Below are 19,103 nucleotides of genomic sequence, written 5' to 3' on the forward strand. Positions count from 1 at the left end.
GCATTTAACCTGAACGATTTGAACATTCCTGATGATTGCTTCTTCTACTTTTTGCGGATTATGGGAACAGATATACAAACCCACAAAAAGTGGGTTTGGTAGGTCGGGCATATGAGAGGGAAAACCCGAGGTAAGAAGCAGCATTGAATTTTACATTATCAAGCCACAAACGCTTCCGCTTTTTGTAACTTTTGCATGGGCAGCGAAATCATAACGGACGTTCCTTTTCCGGCTTCGCCGTGCCACATGACATGCCCGCCTAGGTAGGCAATGCGGGACTGAATGTTGGCGATACCACTTCCTTTGGATAGCAGATTATCGAAATCAGCTCCCAGGCCATCGTCATCCACACTAATCAGGGTTGTTTCTTCATTGACCATTAGCTGGACCGTCACCACTTGGGCGTGCGCGTGTTTCAGCGCGTTGTTGAGCAGCTCTTGCACTACCCGGTAGATCATCACGGCAGCTTCATCGCCCAAAGGCGGCATCTCGCCATAATGGTCTAAAATCAGCTTTGTTTTTTTAACCAGATTTAATTTTTGCACCAGGTCTTCCAGCGCCGGAACGAGGCCGAAGGTTGACAGCGCATATGGGCGCAGATCATTGGAGATCAGCCGGGTTTCGGTGCAGGCTTCATCCAAAAACTGGTTCAACGGCTCCTTGACGGATAAAGGCAATTCTTCCTGGTGCGCCTCAATGAATAGTTTAATCCGCGAGAGTTGAATGCCCAGACCATCGTGTAGATCACGCGCAATCCGACTCCGTTCGCCTTCCTGACCTTCGATCATTGCACGTAGCGATTTAAGCTCCAAATGTCGAATCTGTTGCTGAGCGATGACCGTGTGTTGATGATCAATCAATTTTTGCTGACGTCTTAGATACGCAAGTGTAAATACGCCTATAATACTGATTATAAAGCCAATAAATAGCGCAGAATTCAATACATTCTGATTGCGACTTTTTTCTTCAATCAGTTGTTTTTCAACTGCCAGCGTTTTGATCTGACTATCCAGTTCCTGCAAACGAATACTTTTTGTTTGTTCGGATGTGTAGAACTGAACCGTAAAATCGAGCGTTTTTAATGACCAATCGTATGCTTTTTTATAGTCGCCCATACGGGAATAGCTATCTGCCGTGTGCCGCGATATTTCCCGCATCATGCCCAGACTATTTTCAGCCTTCGATAAGTTGTAGCTCTTCTGGTAGGCTTCAATAGCCGCCATAATATGTTCTCTGAACTGCTCAACCAGGCCCAGGTAAAAGTGATTTAAGGCAATTAACCAGTTAACTTTCAATTGATTTGAAATGATCAGACTTCGGCTTGCAAAATAGTATGCAGAATCGGGCTGTTTGGCACGAGAGTACGTATTGGCCAGTAGATTAAGGGCATACGCCTGGGAATAGGGCTGGTTGTACTTTACGCTAAGCCGCTCGGTTTCGCGCAGGTGCGTTATCAAACCGGGTGGCATAGGTTCTCTATAGTGAGCGATGTTGTCAATACCCAGTCGACACTCTATGATTTTTGGCATGTTATGCGTACGCTCGAAATACTGTTGGGCTTTTTTCAGGTACTGTTCAGCATAAGCCTGCATGAAGTAATCCTGGCTGTAGTAGTCTCCTATCAACAGGTACTGATTAAAATATCCGAGTGAGTCACCCATCAGGCTGTAATATTTCAAGCTACTTAAGTAAGAATCCATCGTGTATTTATTGTATCCGTACTGCCGATGGTATAGTTTACCCAGGGAATCATAAGCCTTTGCAGCCTGACTGTAATGCTTATCCTGAACCAACAGTTTAATCTGTTTTTTTAAGCTATCAACAGTCGTCGTGTCAGTTACCGCGTTAACGGATTGGAACCCGCCAGTTAGGATAACTAAGAAAAGGAGGATGATCCACCAACCAGACCGAGGAGAACAACATTTCATGAGCATTACCTGTAATGACAAAATAGAACTAGTCAATCATTTGCATCTCCATAGCCGTCTTTATCAGTAGGGCTGTGTTAGGAACGCCGAACTTCATAAGCAGACTGCTTCGGTGAAATTCGATTGCTTTGGCGCTCACAAATAACTGAGTGGCCATCTGCTGCGTTGTTAATCCCTGCGCAATGCGGGTCAGCACTTCCGATTCGCGAGGGCTGAGATGAGGTTTTACGCCAATACCGGCCGTTGACCTTCTGGTCTTAGGGCTATCGTTCAGCAGAATTTGCGTGATCGATTCATTGAAATATTGCTTCTCGTGGTGAACCGCCTGGATAGCCTGTAGCAACTCCGTTTTCGTAGTGTTCTTCAACAAATAGCCTTTCGCCCCTTTTTTCACCATCCGCTTAATGAGACTAGCATCATCGTGCATCGTCAGTGCTACCACTTTCGTTTCCGGGTATGTACGGCATATATACTCACAAAGGCCGAGGCCGTCTTCAATGTAGGGAAACGAAATATCAAGTAACACGACGTCGATTGCGGTCTGGCTTAATCGCTCAATAACTGACTGTACCGTGTAGCAGCGATCAGTCACTTCAATATCAAGTGATCCCGAAATAAGCGACTCAATGCCTTCAACAAAGACATTATGGTCATCCGCGATGAGGACTCGTATCATGTATATGTATACAAAAAAAATTTATATCTACCGAAAGTACGATGAATCAGCGGTGAACATAAACCAAAAAGTCCAAGTCTGATAAATATTAGGGAAAACCCTAAGGACGTTATTGGGGAATCAGACGTCATGTATTACGTCGCCACGGAACTGTGATGAAGCTTGGCAGGAAGCATCCATCTTGTAAGTGACCAGTTCCTAATTCGGATTCAGCAACTTACGAAAAGCAGCGGGTGACATACCGGTTTTTTGTTTGAATAATTTATTGAAAGATTGCGGATGCTCGAAGCCCAATGAATAAGCCACATCTGCTGTGGTGAGTGAATCGCTACCCATCATTTCCTTGGCTTTCTCAACGATCTTCAAATGAATATGCTGCTGGGTAGTCTGACCGGTGAGGGATTTCAGCATGTCGGACAAGTATCGCTGGGAAACTTTCAATTCTTCTGCTATTTCCTGGGTCGTCGGCAAGCCTTTGACCAGCGCCTCTTTCTTCTCAAAGCGTTCATTCAAAAATGCATTTAGCTGATCGATCAGATCGTGATGAACTACATTGCGTGTCAGAAATTGGCGGTTATAAAAACGATTACAATGATGCAGCAGCAGCTCGATCTGCGAAACCAGCACATCCACACTGAAATGATCAGTGTGCGTTCCCAGCTCCGTCGCTATTGACTCAAATACACCTTTGATTACACTCCTCTCTTTCTCGGAGAGAAACAATGCTTCGGAGATCGAATACGCGAAAAAGCCGTATCGGTGAATGCGGGATGCAAGGGGATGCTTATAAAAAAGATCGGGGTGAAAGTATAATGCGTAGCCTTCGTGCTCCTCCAAATCATCGGATAGCTGGACGATCTGATTGGGCCCAACGAAAGCAAGCCCGCCATCGCGAAAATCATAGGAGCCAGGTCCGTATTTCGCCTTGCCATTGAACCTTAACTTAAATGCTATTTTATAAAAATGCAGCAAATACTGACTTCCCGCATCAGCCAGGCCAGGTTTGTTTTCGTCATAGTTGACCAATGTGATCAGCGGATGCAGCGGTGATGGCAAGCCGACCCGCTCCATCAAAGCTGAAATATTATTAAAAACCACTGGTTGCCCCTGCATATCTGCTTACCTTTTTTTCAATTACTAATTTAAAAAACTATCACTTTAATCCTGAACAGCCGGGCGGATCACAATGTCGCCGATATCCACCTGATCTGGCTGGGCGATCGCATAGACAACAGCTTCTGCAATAGCCGTCGCAGGGATAGCAATTTCGCTCGCTTTTTGCGTCACAACATCCCGGATAGATTCATTCTTGATTTTGCCCGCGAAGGGCGTATCCACAAACCCGGGAGAAATCCCTGTCACACGCCACCGGCCTTTTGACTCTTGCCGCAAAGCTTCGCCGATCGTACGGACTGCATTTTTGGTAGCCGCATAGACGCCCATCGTAGGCACAATAGTAATGCCAGCTGTTGAAATAATATTGATAATATGTCCGGAACCCTGCATTTTGAAAACGGGCAACGCGGCGGCAATGCCATAAAGCGTTCCTTTCAGGTTCACATCGATCATTTGCTCCCAACCTTCCACATCTACATCCTCCAATAATTGCAGCTGGCTGATACCTGCATTATTAATGATCACATCTAAACGGCCAAATTCATCCAAGGCCAGATTTACCAGGGACGCTACTTCTGTCCGCTTAGTAGCATCCATTTGCAGGTAAACCGCCTGGCCGCCTGCCTGCCGGATGCGTTCTGTTAAAGTTGCTAAAAGATCTACCCTGCGAGCGCCGAGAACGACTTTCGCTCCCTTTGCTGCCAGCAGTTCTGCCGTGGCTTCACCTATGCCGCTACTTGCGCCAGTGATGGCAACTACTTTATTTTCAATTCCATTTATCATATCGTATAGTTGAATGTTACGATACAAAATTCCGGAAACGAATAGCCCAAAGTGTAGCCAGAACCGCCAAATGTGTAGTCGATAATTGCGATTAAATCTCAATGTTTACCGAGATTGGAATAATCATTCAAGATGTAGTTTTGGAATCTTGAACCAAACAATGTTATGGATTATCAAACGCTACTTCGCCAGCTATACCAGGATTTCAATGCTCGTCAGATCGATGCAGTTCTGGCGCATATGCACACAGACGTAAGCTGGCCCAATGGCTGGGAGGGCGGCTATGTATCCGGGCACGAGGAAGTGCGTGCTTACTGGCTGCGGCAGTGGCAACAGATTGATCCTATGGTCGAGCCGATTTCATTCGATGAGAAGCCGGACGGACGGATTGCGATCAAAGTCCGTCAGATCATAAAAAGTGTGGAAGGTGAAATTTTGAGCGACACGCTGTTATTTCACGTCTACACTTTTAAAAATGGAAAAGTGCGGACGATGGCTATTGAGCATTAGGGTACGCTGTAAATGATTTTTGAAATTTTGTATCTTACCGAAATTTCTAAAACCTCCGCACACGAATGAAAACCTCCCTCTCTCATCTCCCACAAAACAAGCAAGACGAGTTAAAAGAGATCACCCAAATTATCATCGAAAAGGTTCCTGCTCAAATGATTATTCTTTTCGGCAGCTATGCGCGTGGAGACTGGGTTGAGGATTACCAAGAGAAATATGAGTATGTGAGCGACTTTGACATTCTGATCGTCACCAAAGACAAAAATTCAGCAAAGCAAGTCAAGAAATCGCGTGAGCTGGAGGAGGAGCTGATGGCCAATGAGGACATCACCAGGACTAGCGTTATCTACCACAGCATTGGTTTTGTGAATGACAAGATCGAACGGAACTACTATTTCTTTGTCGATATCCTGAAAGAGGGAATCATGCTATTTGATTCCGGTAAATTCTCCTTATCTGAGCCGAAAGAACTAAATCCGGCACAACGAATTGAAAAATCGACTGAGGAATTCGAGCATTGGTTTGAGAGCGCCTCGAATTTCTTTCTCGGCTATCAGGATACCTTTAACCGAGCAAATTTTAAAGAGGCTGCCTTTCTTCTACATCAAACCACTGAAAGGTTTTATTCAGCTATCCTCCTCGTTTTCACCGATTATAAGCCTAGAATTCACGACATTGAGATATTGGGAAATCAGGTTGTTAAACAGCATGCCGAGTTTGCAATTGTTTTTCCCATGACGACTGAGGAGGAAAAGCGGCTGTTTTTGCTTCGAAAAAAGGCGTATATCGATGCGAGGTATAATAAGAATTACAAGATTGAGAAGGCGGAGTTGGAGTATCTGGGGAGTCGGGTGGCGTTGTTGAGAGATTTGACGGAGCGGGTTTGTCGGGAGCGGATTGCGCAGTTTATTGACAACCAAGTTTCTAGTTGAAATCATCATTCAAAACTTTCATTTTGAAGTTGGTTTCGTTCTTCCTCAGACCTACGGTTCAAAGCAACCTCCTTAGTCCACTCTCTAAATTTTGATCGTGCCCATTTGGAAAGCTCAGCATTCGGGCTATCAAAAAGCTCAGAAAACAATGTGAGTCTCGCTTGATACGCGTTTGCGCGAGAACCTTGTACGGCAGACGGTCGCAACGTTTGCTCAACTTCGTCTAATAATTCGACTAAATTTGAAGCGCCTTCAACCATTTTCCAAAAAATAGGTTTCCATTTCAGCAGACCTGCTTCCTCAGCTCCCTCATAGCTGATTATTGCTCCGCCAAGAAGTCTATATCTTTCCTCTGGGTTTTCATTACACCAATCTAGCAGCAAATCATTAGATAAAGTAGATAAATATGCATCATAATTGTCAACGTTACTATGAAAATCAATCCATCCAACATATTCATTAGGAATGCCCTTTTCTAATAACGTATTAAGAAAACATATTGGCTGGACCTTGACTAACTTTCTTAATATACTATCAACACGGTGTGAAAAATAATATTTGCTACGGACCAAACGCATTAGCTTTATTGTAAATTCATTAGCTGCTTCAAATGCCGCTTCTCCCGCAAGGCATATTTGCACTACAATACTAGCTTTATAATTGTCCTCCCTATTTAGCTCTTTGTCTAAGTCTTTACTTAGGAGAAGCTGTCTTCCAATTTCCAATAGCTCGCTAGTAATGTCGTTTATTGAGCCAGACTTTACTACGTGACATTTATAATAGAGAAGTTCGAAGGCTGCATCTCGACCATTAGGTCTATTCAATATTTTTTTGGTTAGATCCGCGAACTGCCCAGGTGATATGTTTGAATTAACAATAGAGTATGACAACAACTCAAATTCCTTCGAATCGATTTCCAAGTCTTCCAGAGCCTGTTGAAGATAAGCAATTCCATTTTGACTGGTGGGAATGGCAGATTGTAGGGGCAATAGTAAATGCTTCGCCTCTGGCATGTTTATCAATTGCTGCAAAATCCTATCTGAATATTCCTCGCCTTCTCTATGTGCCCCGCTTATCCAACCTTTTAGTATCAGAAATTGCCGCTCAGTTGCAGGTAATGCCAAGTATTGATCCAGCAATTTGTTCCAGACTTTTTCTTTATCTTCTGACCCAAAATATATTCCCCGACCCAAATGGAATATATCATAATTTTCTGTTACAAAAAGTAGTGATGATAACTTTTTAAAAGTTGGTGTATCTTTTATTAATTCTGTGCCTATTTTTTCATAGCGAAGAAGTCTTTTCTTGAACCCACTTTCATCCTCGTCTTCCTCTAAAATCGCATAGTCTATATCCATTCCTCGTGCATCTGACAGGAAATACGCCACAACTTGATCATGCAGATTCTTGGGTCGCAGAGATTCTTCCAGAGATAGGAGCCTTCGCTGAATAGGTAGTTCCTCATCCTTCAAATCAAATCGAACAATCGATAAAATTTCGAACCATCCCTGTCCCCAAAAATCACTACTAGTCATTTGTTCACAAATTGCTTCAACAAGATCAAACAAACGTGCCTTCGTCCAAATACCACGAAGCTTTGAAGCCAGAATATTTTTAAGAGTTGCTCTGAATGGTGTATCGTCATTGAGCATTTTAAAGCATTGCTGAACCACTTGGCTAAACCAATCTTTAAATCCTTCTGCATTTTTTGGCCAAGCACCATAGTCGCGTGATCGTGAACCAAAACTTGGATTGTGGTTAGGTCGGAAATGCCAAGCTTCCAGCGCGGCGTCAATTAATTCCGTCACAAGCTGTTGTTTGCTGGAAAGGCCGGACTCCCACAAATGCTTGACAATTTGCAAACGAACATCGACGGAAGCGTGTGTACCTGACATAATCACGTGAAACATTTCGCTCAGATCTCTGCGAATCGGATTGGTATTTTCTCCAACTCTTTCAGTTAATGCAAATTCAGCCATTACCCTCGCGCTTCTCACGAATAGGCTTTCTTCGTAGGCAATATGCCTTAACAAGTGGATAAATCGGGAGAAATGTCTATTCTCTCGACTGGCAAATTCATCTGACAGTAACGTTGCCCTTTCAATAGTAGCCAATGCGTGCTCTGGAACTATCGCTGCCAAATTTTCAAAGACAGACATCCCAAATTCATTCAAATTACTTACCTCGTTCAACCACCCAATTTTCGGTGCCAGCCAGTTCTTGACAATATCCTGTGCTCGTTCATTATTCGGAATATAGCTGAGCCGCCGACTGAATGAACGGATCAATCGCTCATTTCCTTCTCGCAACAAATATTTGTTAATGGAAGAATTAGTTACGAGCGCCAAACCACGTATCGCCAGCCTATTCGCAATAGCATGAGGAAGCACTGCCCTAAATTTTCCCCGGGATTGTACAAGGTCGCGATCTCTGAGATCGAGCGTATGTTTGAAGAGGGCTTGGGCTGGAATGGAACTTATAAGACTAAGTATTCCAAGTTCAGAGCCCTCCAACTCACGGTTTTCTATATCATAAGAATAAACCAGAGAAAGTATTTCCGCAGAGCTTTTCAAGCTTTCATTTTCAGGATTTCTTTGATTAAACAGTCTATCAAAAAGGCCATTGTTTCGAAGATGACCTATTGACTCACCCGGCTTCACGGTGTTAGCCAAAGCAATAGCTACGCGAGCATTGCCACCGGAAACGTCAGCAATTTTCCATGCATCCAGCTCGCCAATCTTAGGAAATCGTCTCAAAACCAATTTTTGAATAAGCTGATCACTGGAAGGTTCTAAATGAAAAACTCCGGTTTCATCCGGCAGATCGTCTCTGACATCGTATTCGATCGTCAATAAGCTGATGGAATGCGGTTGGGCCCTCAACTTGCTTACCAAGTCAGCATGCAACTTTGGGGTGCAATTGTCAATGATGAGAGTGACTTTATCTTGGCCAGCAACAAGCTGCTCAACCAAATTTTGCGGACTAGGTGTGGGCTCATCTGATATATCGGTATAGATGACAATGGACTTATTTAAAAACTCAGCTCCGATATTCTCATCAAAAAGAGCTTGCGAAAGCCGGGTCTTTCCTACGCCGGATAATCCTGTAAGCCTTAAATAATTTCCTGACTGAGAAAGCAAATTTCTCATTTCGGAGATTCCGCTTTCAATTGTCATTTCGAAACTATTACCATTCCGTTTATCAATAAGTCGGCAATCCTGGTCATGAAGATAAGTCTCCCCAGTTCCAAGATTTAAGGTCCAATCATTGTAGGACTTCCATCCAAAAATGGGTCTCTTGCTTCGTTGACGAACCCACAGAATAATAGAAGGATGTCCGGTCACCCAACTGGCTATACTTCTGCCATGATAGTAGTCCACCACTATATTCAGCTCGCCGACGATCTCCTTCATTTCTGACTTTCTTTCACGGTATCCTTTGGGTGTAACACTATGACGTGATACAATTATATATGCCCCGCGAGCCTCTGCAAGATCAGTTATACATTTGCGAATCGTTCCCGAAGGCATCATTTCTTTGCGAATCAAAGTGGTAGTCATATTTGTGACCTTACTTTGAAATATCACTTGTGAGCGAGGGATGTAAGATCCCGTTGGAAACTGAATGTCGGAAGTTACCAATACATCAATACCATCGTCAGGTGCATCCTGAGGCCCTCCCCATTGAATTGCGGTTGTTGAAATCCCATTCTTACTACACTCAGCCTCACATAATAAGCCAATTAGGCATCTCAAATCTGTATCATCGAGTGCAGCGATGTCTTTATCTGTAATTTCTAGCAATTCACTCATATTTATAATTCTATGCTATGGGCAAGTAATCTTAAAAAACTATCATCTAGAATGTATAGATTTTACAAATTGGATAACATCTTATCTCTGTAAATGGATACGTAAGTTATTAACCCAAGGATGATAAAACATCCTAACACTTGATATCCATAGTTAGCGGGTGTGATAAAAAATGCCCAGTTTAGTAGCGTATAAAATGAAGCTGTACCAAAAAATGTTAGTGCAACCAAATTCCTATTAGCTAAGGTGACCAGATCCAAATCCTTTATTCTACTCACTCCCGCAATTCGACATGTCGGTTCTAGCACAGCATCTTCACCATCGTAAATTACCTTTACTGAAAACGCATCTTTTGCATTTAGTAGAGTCGGATTAATTATTATAGATTGATGTATTATTAAATATTGAATTTTTAGATTTTTCGGATTCAATGCTTTTATCTCACAATCAAGTATTTGAAGACTACCATTGAGTTTAATTTCTATTGCTTCATGGAAGTCGTCACTTTTTATAGGCAAAAGGCCGTAATTCTTGATTTTAATGGATACTACCCGAAGCGCTTTGACAGCCACGCCTTTGTACGAAATGGATAGTTGGTCCGTAAACCCCAAATCCTCCGCAAACACAGATTCCGAAAATTGGATAAGATAACCTAACTTCTTTTTACGAAGCTGAACCAAGGCCAGCATTAGCCCGGCGACAGCTAGGAACACAGAAATGCCCTGCCACCATGGTTGGCCTAGAAAATTGCTGATTTGATTCATGCAGTGACGTATAGTTGGAGGTTTACATTTCGTAAGCAATATATTAATAGAATATTACTTCTGCTAGCTGTGTTGGCAAGGTCTAAAAACTCAGGGAGCTTCATGGTTATAAAAATCTTCCTCCTTTCCAACACTCCGGCAGTTCGTACATTATACCGTCACCAACGCCACCGGTTTCAGTCCCGAATTGGTCCCTTTGCTTTTTTAAATTTGAAAGACTTGCGGTGATCAACGAAAACAAAAAAGGTCTGTAAATCAATGATTTACAGACCTTTAAGTGGAGATGCGGGGATTCGAACCCCGGTCCAGAACAGGGAAACCCTGCGCCTTCTACATGCTTATCCTTGTTTAGATTTTCGTGCCTGACAAGGTACACGGCGGACCCGCGTCATAGCCTTAGATACTGGTGTCTCGTTGAATTTCCGTACCACTATTTCAACCAGCGCTGATTTGCGACACCCCGGAGCCCAACCATCAGCACGTAGGTTGGAGGGATGATGGCATTTGTTTAATCCTCCGGATTAAGCAGCCATGGCGTAAGTAGATTCGCCTGGTATTGTTTGAGACCATTATTTACGGGAGGTAATCTCAACTCCCGACATGCTTACACACAGAACCTCAGCCCGCTGTCAATTCCAGTCACCCCCATTATTAAGTTGGCATTGGATTCTAACATTCGGCAGCAAAATGCTACCAGGTGAAAGTTTCATTACAGATCAAATTACAGCATTTCAATCCAAAAAGTTCGCATCAAAACACACTTTTTTTGAACCAAACAACAATCCCGCTCAATAACTAACTAAAAATAAACCAATTAATCACATTCATTCACACATCAGCGCCCGCTCATTAATCATTCAATCATTCAGTCATTCAAAATTAATCAAAACTCCCACCGATAACTCAACACCGGGATCAACCCCAACTGATTTTGCATTACTACTTTATCCTGGCGGACGTCGAAATAGCGATATGCTTCATTCTTGGTCCCAGAAACATTCTGTAAATCTAATGCGAGTGTGCGACTGTAACGACTCTTGCTTTTTTTCCAGTAAATCCTGATGTCGGGGCGGAAGTAATCTTTCATTTTGACTGAATAAGAACCCTGATTTTCATAAATCGTATATTTAAGAATGCGTGAGTATGCCTCGTCAATAGGCATATCGCGGAAGCCGCCGATCCAAAGTATTTTTGCATTAATGCCCCAAAGACTCTCTTTGGCCGATTTCAGTTCCTTCCCCGCAGTAAGACTAAATGTATGCCGCCCGTTGAAACGGCTTGCCCTCCGGATCCCGTCCAAATCCACATAACTGGCATCGTAAAGCGAACCTGACGCAAGCATGTAGAAATCGTTTGTCAAAAACTTCTGGAAACTGGCTTCCAAACCGTAAGTCCGCGCGGAGCCTGTGTTATCGAAGCGCACATAAGGCTTTTCCTCGATGAGATTCACAGCCGAATATTGGATTCTTAGGTCAGTTCCTATCGGCACATCGAATTGGTTTTGGAGATAGGCTTCAATTTTCAGACTGTTGCTGTTGTTGAAAGTCCGCTGGTAACCCAGCACAATATGATGCGATCGCGTTGGAGTTAGATGCATGTTCCGCTGGATATTCGTGTTCCCGTAAATGGATGTGTAAACATTAGGCGATTGCATCTGACTATGAAGACCATAAGAAAGGGTTAATTGCTGACTATCTGTCACTTGCCATTTCACAGCGGCTCTTGGTTCCAATAAAAAACTGGTTTTCGCATCGGTTTCATGCAGTTTGCTAATCATTACGTGTAAGCCAATTTCGGTTGTTACTGACTGTGCAAGCTGATAAGACCAGTTTGCAAAAGGCTCTATAATCCACAATTTGACGTCGCCGATCCAAAGCGAAGGCGGAACGTCAAATTCCTGACCGGTCAAAAAGATCCCTGCTTTCAATCTATGCCTCGCATTGAAACGGTAACTAAATGTGCTGTTAAAGGATGCTTTTGAATTAGATAATGCATCGTTTCCAATCTGGTCACGACGGGCCAGCGTTTTTGGATCAACAACAAAAGCCTCCCGTGTCGTGTTCAAGCCAGAGGCTACAAAGACCGTCCGAAGTGATGCTTTGCTGCCCAGCGGCTGGTCGTAAGTGACGCCGGCCGCGCCAATTTTATTTTTATAGATAATATTTTGCCCGTCTTTGTAAAACGCCCAGGCTGCCGTGTCTTTCTCCGGCTCAAATGCGTTACTGCTCACACCACCCATTCCAAAAATCGTGAACTTCCCTCCTTTTGCTGTTGGGAAATTGAGGTTAAATGACAAATCCTGAAAACGGATGTCCTCTCCTCCAAACTTCACGCCAACCGCACCAAGCAGTCCGGTAAATGAATAGCGGTAATTAATCAAATAAGACGCTTTTGAATTTTTGGAAAGCGGCCCTTCGGCGGCGAAATCGAGCCCTAGCAAGCTGGCTTGGGCTGTGAACTCGGTTTTTTCGTTGTTGCCATTTCGTAATTGCATGTCCAGAATGCCTCCTGTAACATTGCCATATTGTGCAGGAAATGGGCCTAAGAGGAAATAGGAAGTGCCGAGAAGTTGCGTGCTCAGAATGTTGACGCCTCCACCCGTCGAGGTTGGCCGGTCACTAAATGTGCCTGCATTGGACAAGTGATTTGGATTGACAATTTCCACGCCTTCCAGCCGCCATTGCATGCTGTTGGGTGAATTGCCCCGAATGACCAATCCGTTTGCCTGGTCATTGGCGGCAGCAACTCCGGGAAAAGAAGTCGCTACGCGTGCGGGATCCATGTAAGTGGCTGCATATCTTAGCGTTTGCTCAATGGTTATTGCCTGAATGCTGTTGACCGAAATTGGTCTCGAAGCGGCTACGGTGGCTTCATTCAATTGCTTTCCTGCCATATGCAACCGGATCTGCTGTACATTTTCTTTGCCTGATTCCAAAAGTATTTCAGGGATTGTTAAAGATTCATATCCTAAAAACGAAACCGAAAGAACATATCTCCCCACCGGCAGCGCATTGAACCGAAATTCACCGGACGCGTCGGTGTTGATTCCCTGGCCGGTTCCCGAAACTGTCAATGAAGCATTGGCAAGCGGTAAGCCTGTATCGGCGTCCTTCACATTTCCGCGAATGGTCGAAGTGTATGTCTGTGCAAACGAGGATATTGAGCAAAACAAGAAAACAAGTAAAATACGATGCATACCAAAAAGTTGCCGGGTGAAAACTGTCACCGCAAAAGTAGGCTGTAACCGCTTACTTACCTGTTGATCGCGGGTTTAGTTGCACAAAAAAACCAGAGCGACCATTTGGCCGCTCTGGTAATGTTTGATATGCAGAAAATTATCTTGACGTAATCAAAACCAATTAATAACCCGGATTTTGCGTCAATGTTGGCTTTCCATCCAATTGGCTGTTCAGGATCTCGTCCTGTGGCAGCGGATAGTAATTGTTTTTTTCTGTAAAGGTTTTCCCAGCCATGTAACCCCTTTTGCTGAACGTGCGGCCAGATGGTTCTTTGCCTGGAAGCGCTTCCTCAGCAGCATATTTGTTAAGCACTTTGGCAGCGATGCCCCAGCGAACCAGATCAAAGAAGCGGTGACCTTCCATAGCAAATTCAAGTCGCTGCTCCATGCGGACAGCATTTCTTGCATAATCAGCGCCCTTGCCCGCAAATGTTCCTGCCGGATATGGCTCTACTTTGTAAGTTACCGTAGGATCCTGCACAGTACCTGTTTTCGCGCGCAGACGAATTTGATTCACATAACCCTCTGCCGCCGCCAGGTTTCCAAGTTCCACTTCACATTCCGCCAGCCACAACAACACGTGCGAAAGTTTGATCATACGGAAGTTGTTATTGACATTACGCTTGCTTGTCGAGTGCGTTGTGCTGTTTTCTTCTGCCAAATAGTACATCCATTTCTTCCCGGTAAACGGACCTGCATAAACCTGGTCACGAATCCAAGCTGAACCTGGCATTGGGCCCCAGTCCAGGAAGTTAACGCCCCGGCGACCAACAGTCCAGTCAAGACGCGGATCAACAGGAATTGTTTTGTCCAAAGTAAATGCAGCAGAAGATACGATTCCCTGGTCATTAGGGAGATCCACTTTGTTATAAGTGTCCAAAGTTCCGTCAGCAGCAGCACCGATCATTGGCAGACCGTTTTCTGTTTTAAATGCATTCACAAGGTTGTGCGAAGCCTGGTAAAAACCGCAACAGCCACGTCCGGGAGCACCGGCGGAATATGGCCAGTTCAGGTTATCACCCGCATTACCATTGTTTCCGTTTGTTCCGTCATTTACAGAAAATTGCACTTCAAAAATCGACTCAGTGTTGTTGTTTCCGGTCGTTCTGTAATTGTCGTGATAGTTGGCAACAAGCTTTTTACCCGAGTTTTTAACAACGTCGTCCAAGAGCAATTTTGCATCAGCCCATTTCTTTTGAAACAAAAATGATTTTGCAAGAAAGGATTTCGCTGCCCATTGCGTTGCTCTTCCTTTTTGCGCCTGTGTCACAGGCAGTTTATCTGCTGCAAATTTAAAGTCCGCTTCAATTTTAGGCCAAATATCCTCTGTGTTAGGGACTTTAGTAGAGTTTGGATCAGCAGACTTGTACACGGTCTCGTCAATGTAAGGAATTTTGTTCCACATTTTCTTGGCCTCAAAATGGAAAAAACCTCTTAAAAAACGTGCTTCTGCAATCACCTGCTCCTTTTCCGCATCCGTCATGTCCTTAACAAGCTCACCATTCACAATCTGGATCACTTCGTTACATCTAGCGACGCCGTCATATTGATGCCACCATTTCCCGAGGAAGTAAGTGTTATCTGAAAGCCAGTTGTATTGCTCAATAAACGACTGTTCTGGCTGGTCACCTGCATCGGTTCCTTTCACTGCGTCATCGCTTGCAATTCCACCGAAAACATAATTGGAAACAGTCGATTGCCGACCTGTATTTCCCGAACCAACCCCATCGACAAGTGAGTAAGCGCCTATTAACAAGGCATTTACGCCATTCTTATTGCTAAGTTGTTCCAAAGAAGCGCGCCCTTGTGGTTTCAGATCGAAAAAGCTGTCTGAGCAGGAAAAGCTCAGTCCAATTAAAACGATTAATATGGTTATTTTTTTCATTGTAATGATATGATATTTCGTGAATGTCAGAGGATTAGAAACCAAAACGCAAGCCTACCAGATATGATTTTGAAACCGGATAAGCACCTTCGTCCACGCCCATGTGCTTGTCTTCGTTGTTGTTACCAGATCTTCTCAGGTTGATGTCGGGATCAAGTCCTGTGTATTTGGTGAATGTGAACATGTTCTGTCCTTGCAGATAGACCTGTGCTGAGGCAATTTTCACCCTTTTAAGCAATTTAACCGGCAAAGTGTAAGTCAGCTGAACGTTTTTCACACGGAAATAAGAACCGTCTTCGAGGAAGTAAGAAGAAACCTGCTGGCTTGTTGCATCGCCAGAGTTAAGGCGCGGCAATTTGGCATCGTCACCCGATTTTTTCCAGGAATTGTAAAGCATATCCTTCGATCTGTTGCCCTGGAATACATTGAAATCGGTCCAATATCTAACATAATTGAAGATCTCATTGCCCTGAACGCCCTGGCCGAACACCGTCAAATCAAATGCTTTGTAACCCACATTCAGGTTAACACCATAGTTGAAGTCCGGGTGAGGGCTTCCGATGATCGTGCGGTCAGCAGCCGTAATGATGCCGTCGCCGTTCACATCCCTGAACTTGAATGTTCCTTCACGTGTATACGAACCAAATTTCGGAGCCGCATCAGCTTCGGCCTGATCCTTAATCACGCCATCAACAAAATAGCCGTAATAACTCGCAATCGGATAACCCGCTTTTGATGCCGACATAGCCGGAAGGCGCGTTGTGAAACCAAATATTGTTGCATTAGGATCATTGTTCAGCTTAATGACTTCATTTTTGTAGTGACCAAAATTTACGCCTGCTGCATAATAGAAGTCGCCCTTTTTGTCACGGAAGTTTAAACCAATGTCAAATCCTTTGTTGCTAACCTCTCCGATGTTCGTGTAAGGAATGGTTCCTGTTCCTGCTGTTCTTGGAATGGCGATTTGCGTTAACATATCCGTGGTCTTGCGGTTGTAAACGTCAAGCACGAATTCCAGTTTGCCATTCAGCAACACCGCGTCCAGACCAATGTTCGTGGAAGTGTTTGTTTCCCATTTACCATTATTGTTACCAAATTGTACGAGGTCAAATCCACCGACAATGGAAGTTCCCGTTCCGTTGATGTCGTAAGCATTGTTTTGTGGATCGGGCGCGTACAGCGTGTAAGCATTGTACACGTTCGGGATGAGCTGGTTACCTGTTTTACCCCAACCAAAACGAAGTTTCAAGTCGTCCAAAACCTTTTTCGCTGGCTTCATAAATTCAAGTTCCGTCATCCGCAAACCCACTGAGAATGCAGGGAATACACCATAACGATTGGCCTCCGAGAAGCGGGAAGATCCGTCACGGCGCAATGTGAAGTCAGCCAGCAAAAGCTCTTTAAATCCGTAGTTGATTTTACCAAATTGTGAGAATAGCGCAGTTCTTTCCGCACCCGCTCCTGCATTGGCCAAACCTGCCGCCGAACCTGCATCCAGATAGCGATAATCTAGGTCATCGAATGCAAAACCGCTTCTACTTGCTTGAAAACCAGCAGAATAAGTTTTAACAGCTTCCGTTCCTACGAGCACATTGAAGTTGTGCACCCCGAAAGATTTGGCATAATTCAATGTGTTGAACCATGTGATCGAACGGTCAAGGTTGTTAATCACGTTCATGCTGTTCGCATTGCGGGATTCCGCTGCTTCAATGTCGCGATGGAAATATTCAGAGCGATTTGACTGATTGTATTCAAGACCAAAGCTCGTGCGCGCAACCAATCCTGGTAAAATGTCCACTTGTGCAAACATGTTTCCAAACACGTGCGTGCCGCGTGTAATGTTGTCTTTTTCACGATAAAGACGTGCGAGCGGATTTGGGGCATTACCCAGGTTACTTCCGCGGCTTCCCGCGAAACCGTTGTAAGCAGACAAGTTTGTTCCGCCCAATTCGGCAGGGCCACCTGTGATGTCAAACACCGGAATGATCGGGTGAACGCGGATTGCAAACATGATCGGGTTACCTTCATCATTGTTTGTAATGCCTTGTCTTTCGTCATAAGAGAATGTAAGGTTCTCTCCTACAGTGATTTTGCCTTTTGTGAATTCTGTGTTGGCGCGCACCGAATATCTTTTGTATTTGGTGTATCTCAAAATCCCGTCCTGCTTGAAATGGTTTGCAGAAATCGCATATTTCGCCGATTTCGAACCACCGCTTGCTCCTATCTGATAGTTTGAAATCGGTGCCGGGTCAAAGATTACGTCTTGCCAGTCGGTTCCTTCTTTGTTGGCTTTTGTAATGTTGAAAGCCGTTTTACCAAGGGCCGGATCGGCAATGTCGTTCGTATAAGTGTAGTTGGAAGGCAATTCACCGTAAACATTTGGATAAATGTAGTCCGCAATGGTCTGGTTTCCCTTGTCGTCAAATCTGTATTGAACGGAAGGAGAAGTGACAGAAGGGTTTTTGCCGGCTCCCAAATCGGACTGATACAAATATTCACCCAACTCTTTCGTATTCAACAAATCCAACATTTTGCCCGGTCTCTGCGTGCCCGTGTAGAAGTCGAATGTAATGCTCGGATCGCCTTGCTTTCCTTTTTTCGTGGTAATGATGACAACGCCGTTTGCCGCACGTGCACCATAAATGGAAGCAGCAGACGCATCTTTCAACACCTGCATGGATTCAATGTCGTTGGGATTCAGCTGATTCAATGTTCCTTGCGTCGGCACACCATCAATTACATACAGCGGACTGTTGTTATTGATCGAACCAAATCCGCGGATACGAACCATTGTTCCACCACCCGGCGAGTTGTCATTTCCGACAGTAACACCAGCCGCGCGCCCTTGCAGCATTTGGGTCACACTGGCGGAAGGCACAGCGGTCAGTTCTTTTGTGTTAATAACTGTTACGGCACCAGTAATGTCCTTTTTACGCTGTGCAGCATAACCGGTCACAACCACTTCACTAAGCGACTTCACGTCAGCGCTCATGGCAATGTCAATCGTGCTGCGACTTCCAATCTCAACTTCCTGGGTAAAATAACCAATGTAGGAAACGACGAGCGTTCCTGTTTTAGAGGGTGTTGAAAGCGAGAAACGACCATCCGCATCGGTGGTTGTTCCACTCGTTGTTCCTTTTAAAAGAACGCTTACCCCGGGGAGGGGTACATTTTCAGACGCGTCTGTGATGCGTCCGCTCAAAGTGTTTTGTGCCCAGACCTGGATCACTGCGAAACACAATAAGATAGTCAGGTAAAGATTTTTTTTCATTAACTGTTCGGGTTGTTAAAATATTAATAAAAAAAGAAGAATTTGTAACCTACTGTTACTAGACAGAATAGGGCAGAGAACATCGTCTGACAGTGAAATAGGCTATTATTTGCAAATTATAGAAAAATTCAAAGATAGCAAATGCATAATGCATTAATTGGCAATTTAAACTTGCAACGGCCGCTCTG

11 protein-coding genes and 1 other RNA gene are annotated in these 19,103 nt (G+C 44.2%); 2 read left to right on the forward strand and 10 right to left on the reverse strand.

Going from position 1 to position 19,103, the window contains the following annotated elements; translation table 11 throughout:
- Positions 1-158: 158 nt before the first annotated feature.
- From LZG73_RS18055 to LZG73_RS18070, 4 genes are all read right to left on the reverse strand, one after another.
- On the reverse strand, positions 159-1,700 hold the full coding sequence (locus tag LZG73_RS18055) for a sensor histidine kinase (RefSeq protein ID WP_233853205.1): 1,542 nt from the start codon (positions 1,698-1,700) through the stop codon (positions 159-161).
- Positions 1,701-1,956: 256 nt separating this feature from the next.
- Positions 1,957-2,604, reverse strand: a complete 648-nt coding sequence (locus LZG73_RS18060) for a response regulator transcription factor (protein ID WP_233853206.1) — start codon at positions 2,602-2,604, stop codon at positions 1,957-1,959.
- 198 nt (positions 2,605-2,802) lie between these two features.
- The gene (locus LZG73_RS18065) at positions 2,803-3,717 is read right to left on the reverse strand and encodes an AraC family transcriptional regulator (protein WP_233853207.1); all 915 of its coding nucleotides are present in this window, start codon (positions 3,715-3,717) and stop codon (positions 2,803-2,805) included.
- A gap of 45 nt (positions 3,718-3,762) precedes the next feature.
- The gene (locus LZG73_RS18070; RefSeq protein WP_233853208.1) at positions 3,763-4,503 is read right to left on the reverse strand and encodes an SDR family oxidoreductase; all 741 of its coding nucleotides are present in this window, start codon (positions 4,501-4,503) and stop codon (positions 3,763-3,765) included.
- 165 nt (positions 4,504-4,668) lie between these two features.
- On the opposite strand from LZG73_RS18070, the gene LZG73_RS18075 reads away from it, so the two are divergent.
- Positions 4,669-5,013 carry a nuclear transport factor 2 family protein gene (locus LZG73_RS18075; RefSeq protein WP_233853209.1) on the forward strand — a complete coding sequence of 115 codons (345 nt, stop codon included), beginning with the start codon at positions 4,669-4,671 and terminating at the stop codon, positions 5,011-5,013.
- Positions 5,014-5,078: 65 nt separating this feature from the next.
- A complete protein-coding gene (locus LZG73_RS18080; RefSeq protein ID WP_233853210.1) occupies positions 5,079-5,945 on the forward strand; it encodes a nucleotidyltransferase domain-containing protein in 867 nt (288 codons plus the stop codon).
- Between the two features lie 5 nt (positions 5,946-5,950).
- On the opposite strand, the gene LZG73_RS18085 is transcribed toward LZG73_RS18080, so the two are convergent.
- From LZG73_RS18085 to LZG73_RS18110, 6 genes are all read right to left on the reverse strand, one after another.
- Positions 5,951-9,757 (reverse strand): hypothetical protein, encoded by a 3,807-nt coding sequence (locus LZG73_RS18085; protein WP_233853211.1) that lies wholly within the window; start codon positions 9,755-9,757, stop codon positions 5,951-5,953.
- 62 nt (positions 9,758-9,819) lie between these two features.
- The gene (locus tag LZG73_RS18090; protein WP_233853212.1) at positions 9,820-10,521 is read right to left on the reverse strand and encodes a hypothetical protein; all 702 of its coding nucleotides are present in this window, start codon (positions 10,519-10,521) and stop codon (positions 9,820-9,822) included.
- A 275-nt stretch (positions 10,522-10,796) separates the two neighbouring features.
- Positions 10,797-11,168, reverse strand: a transfer-messenger RNA (tmRNA) gene (ssrA, locus tag LZG73_RS18095).
- Between the two features lie 236 nt (positions 11,169-11,404).
- Positions 11,405-13,717, reverse strand: a complete 2,313-nt coding sequence (locus tag LZG73_RS18100) for a TonB-dependent receptor (RefSeq protein WP_233853213.1) — start codon at positions 13,715-13,717, stop codon at positions 11,405-11,407.
- 163 nt (positions 13,718-13,880) lie between these two features.
- Positions 13,881-15,644, reverse strand: coding sequence for a RagB/SusD family nutrient uptake outer membrane protein (locus LZG73_RS18105; RefSeq protein ID WP_233853215.1), 1,764 nt, complete (start codon positions 15,642-15,644; stop codon positions 13,881-13,883).
- A 34-nt stretch (positions 15,645-15,678) separates the two neighbouring features.
- Positions 15,679-18,915 (reverse strand): TonB-dependent receptor, encoded by a 3,237-nt coding sequence (locus LZG73_RS18110; RefSeq protein WP_233853217.1) that lies wholly within the window; start codon positions 18,913-18,915, stop codon positions 15,679-15,681.
- Positions 18,916-19,103: the final 188 nt, after the last annotated feature.

Origin of the sequence: Dyadobacter sp. CY326, assembly GCF_021390515.1 — a bacterium.
Lineage (GTDB): Bacteria > Bacteroidota > Bacteroidia > Cytophagales > Spirosomataceae > Dyadobacter.

Bases quoted from the DNA above. Each gene is read 5' to 3' on its own strand.
- LZG73_RS18055 (WP_233853205.1), bottom strand. From the start codon at position 1,700: ATGGATTCTTACTTAAGTAGCTTGAAATATTACAGCCTGATGGGTGAC.
- LZG73_RS18060 (WP_233853206.1), bottom strand. From the start codon at position 2,604: ATGATACGAGTCCTCATCGCGGATGACCATAATGTCTTTGTTGAAGGC.
- LZG73_RS18065 (WP_233853207.1), bottom strand. From the start codon at position 3,717: ATGCAGGGGCAACCAGTGGTTTTTAATAATATTTCAGCTTTGATGGAG.
- LZG73_RS18070 (WP_233853208.1), bottom strand. From the start codon at position 4,503: ATGATAAATGGAATTGAAAATAAAGTAGTTGCCATCACTGGCGCAAGT.
- LZG73_RS18075 (WP_233853209.1), top strand. From the start codon at position 4,669: ATGGATTATCAAACGCTACTTCGCCAGCTATACCAGGATTTCAATGCT.
- LZG73_RS18080 (WP_233853210.1), top strand. From the start codon at position 5,079: ATGAAAACCTCCCTCTCTCATCTCCCACAAAACAAGCAAGACGAGTTA.
- LZG73_RS18085 (WP_233853211.1), bottom strand. From the start codon at position 9,757: ATGAGTGAATTGCTAGAAATTACAGATAAAGACATCGCTGCACTCGAT.
- LZG73_RS18090 (WP_233853212.1), bottom strand. From the start codon at position 10,521: ATGAATCAAATCAGCAATTTTCTAGGCCAACCATGGTGGCAGGGCATT.
- LZG73_RS18100 (WP_233853213.1), bottom strand. From the start codon at position 13,717: ATGCATCGTATTTTACTTGTTTTCTTGTTTTGCTCAATATCCTCGTTT.
- LZG73_RS18105 (WP_233853215.1), bottom strand. From the start codon at position 15,644: ATGAAAAAAATAACCATATTAATCGTTTTAATTGGACTGAGCTTTTCC.
- LZG73_RS18110 (WP_233853217.1), bottom strand. From the start codon at position 18,915: ATGAAAAAAAATCTTTACCTGACTATCTTATTGTGTTTCGCAGTGATC.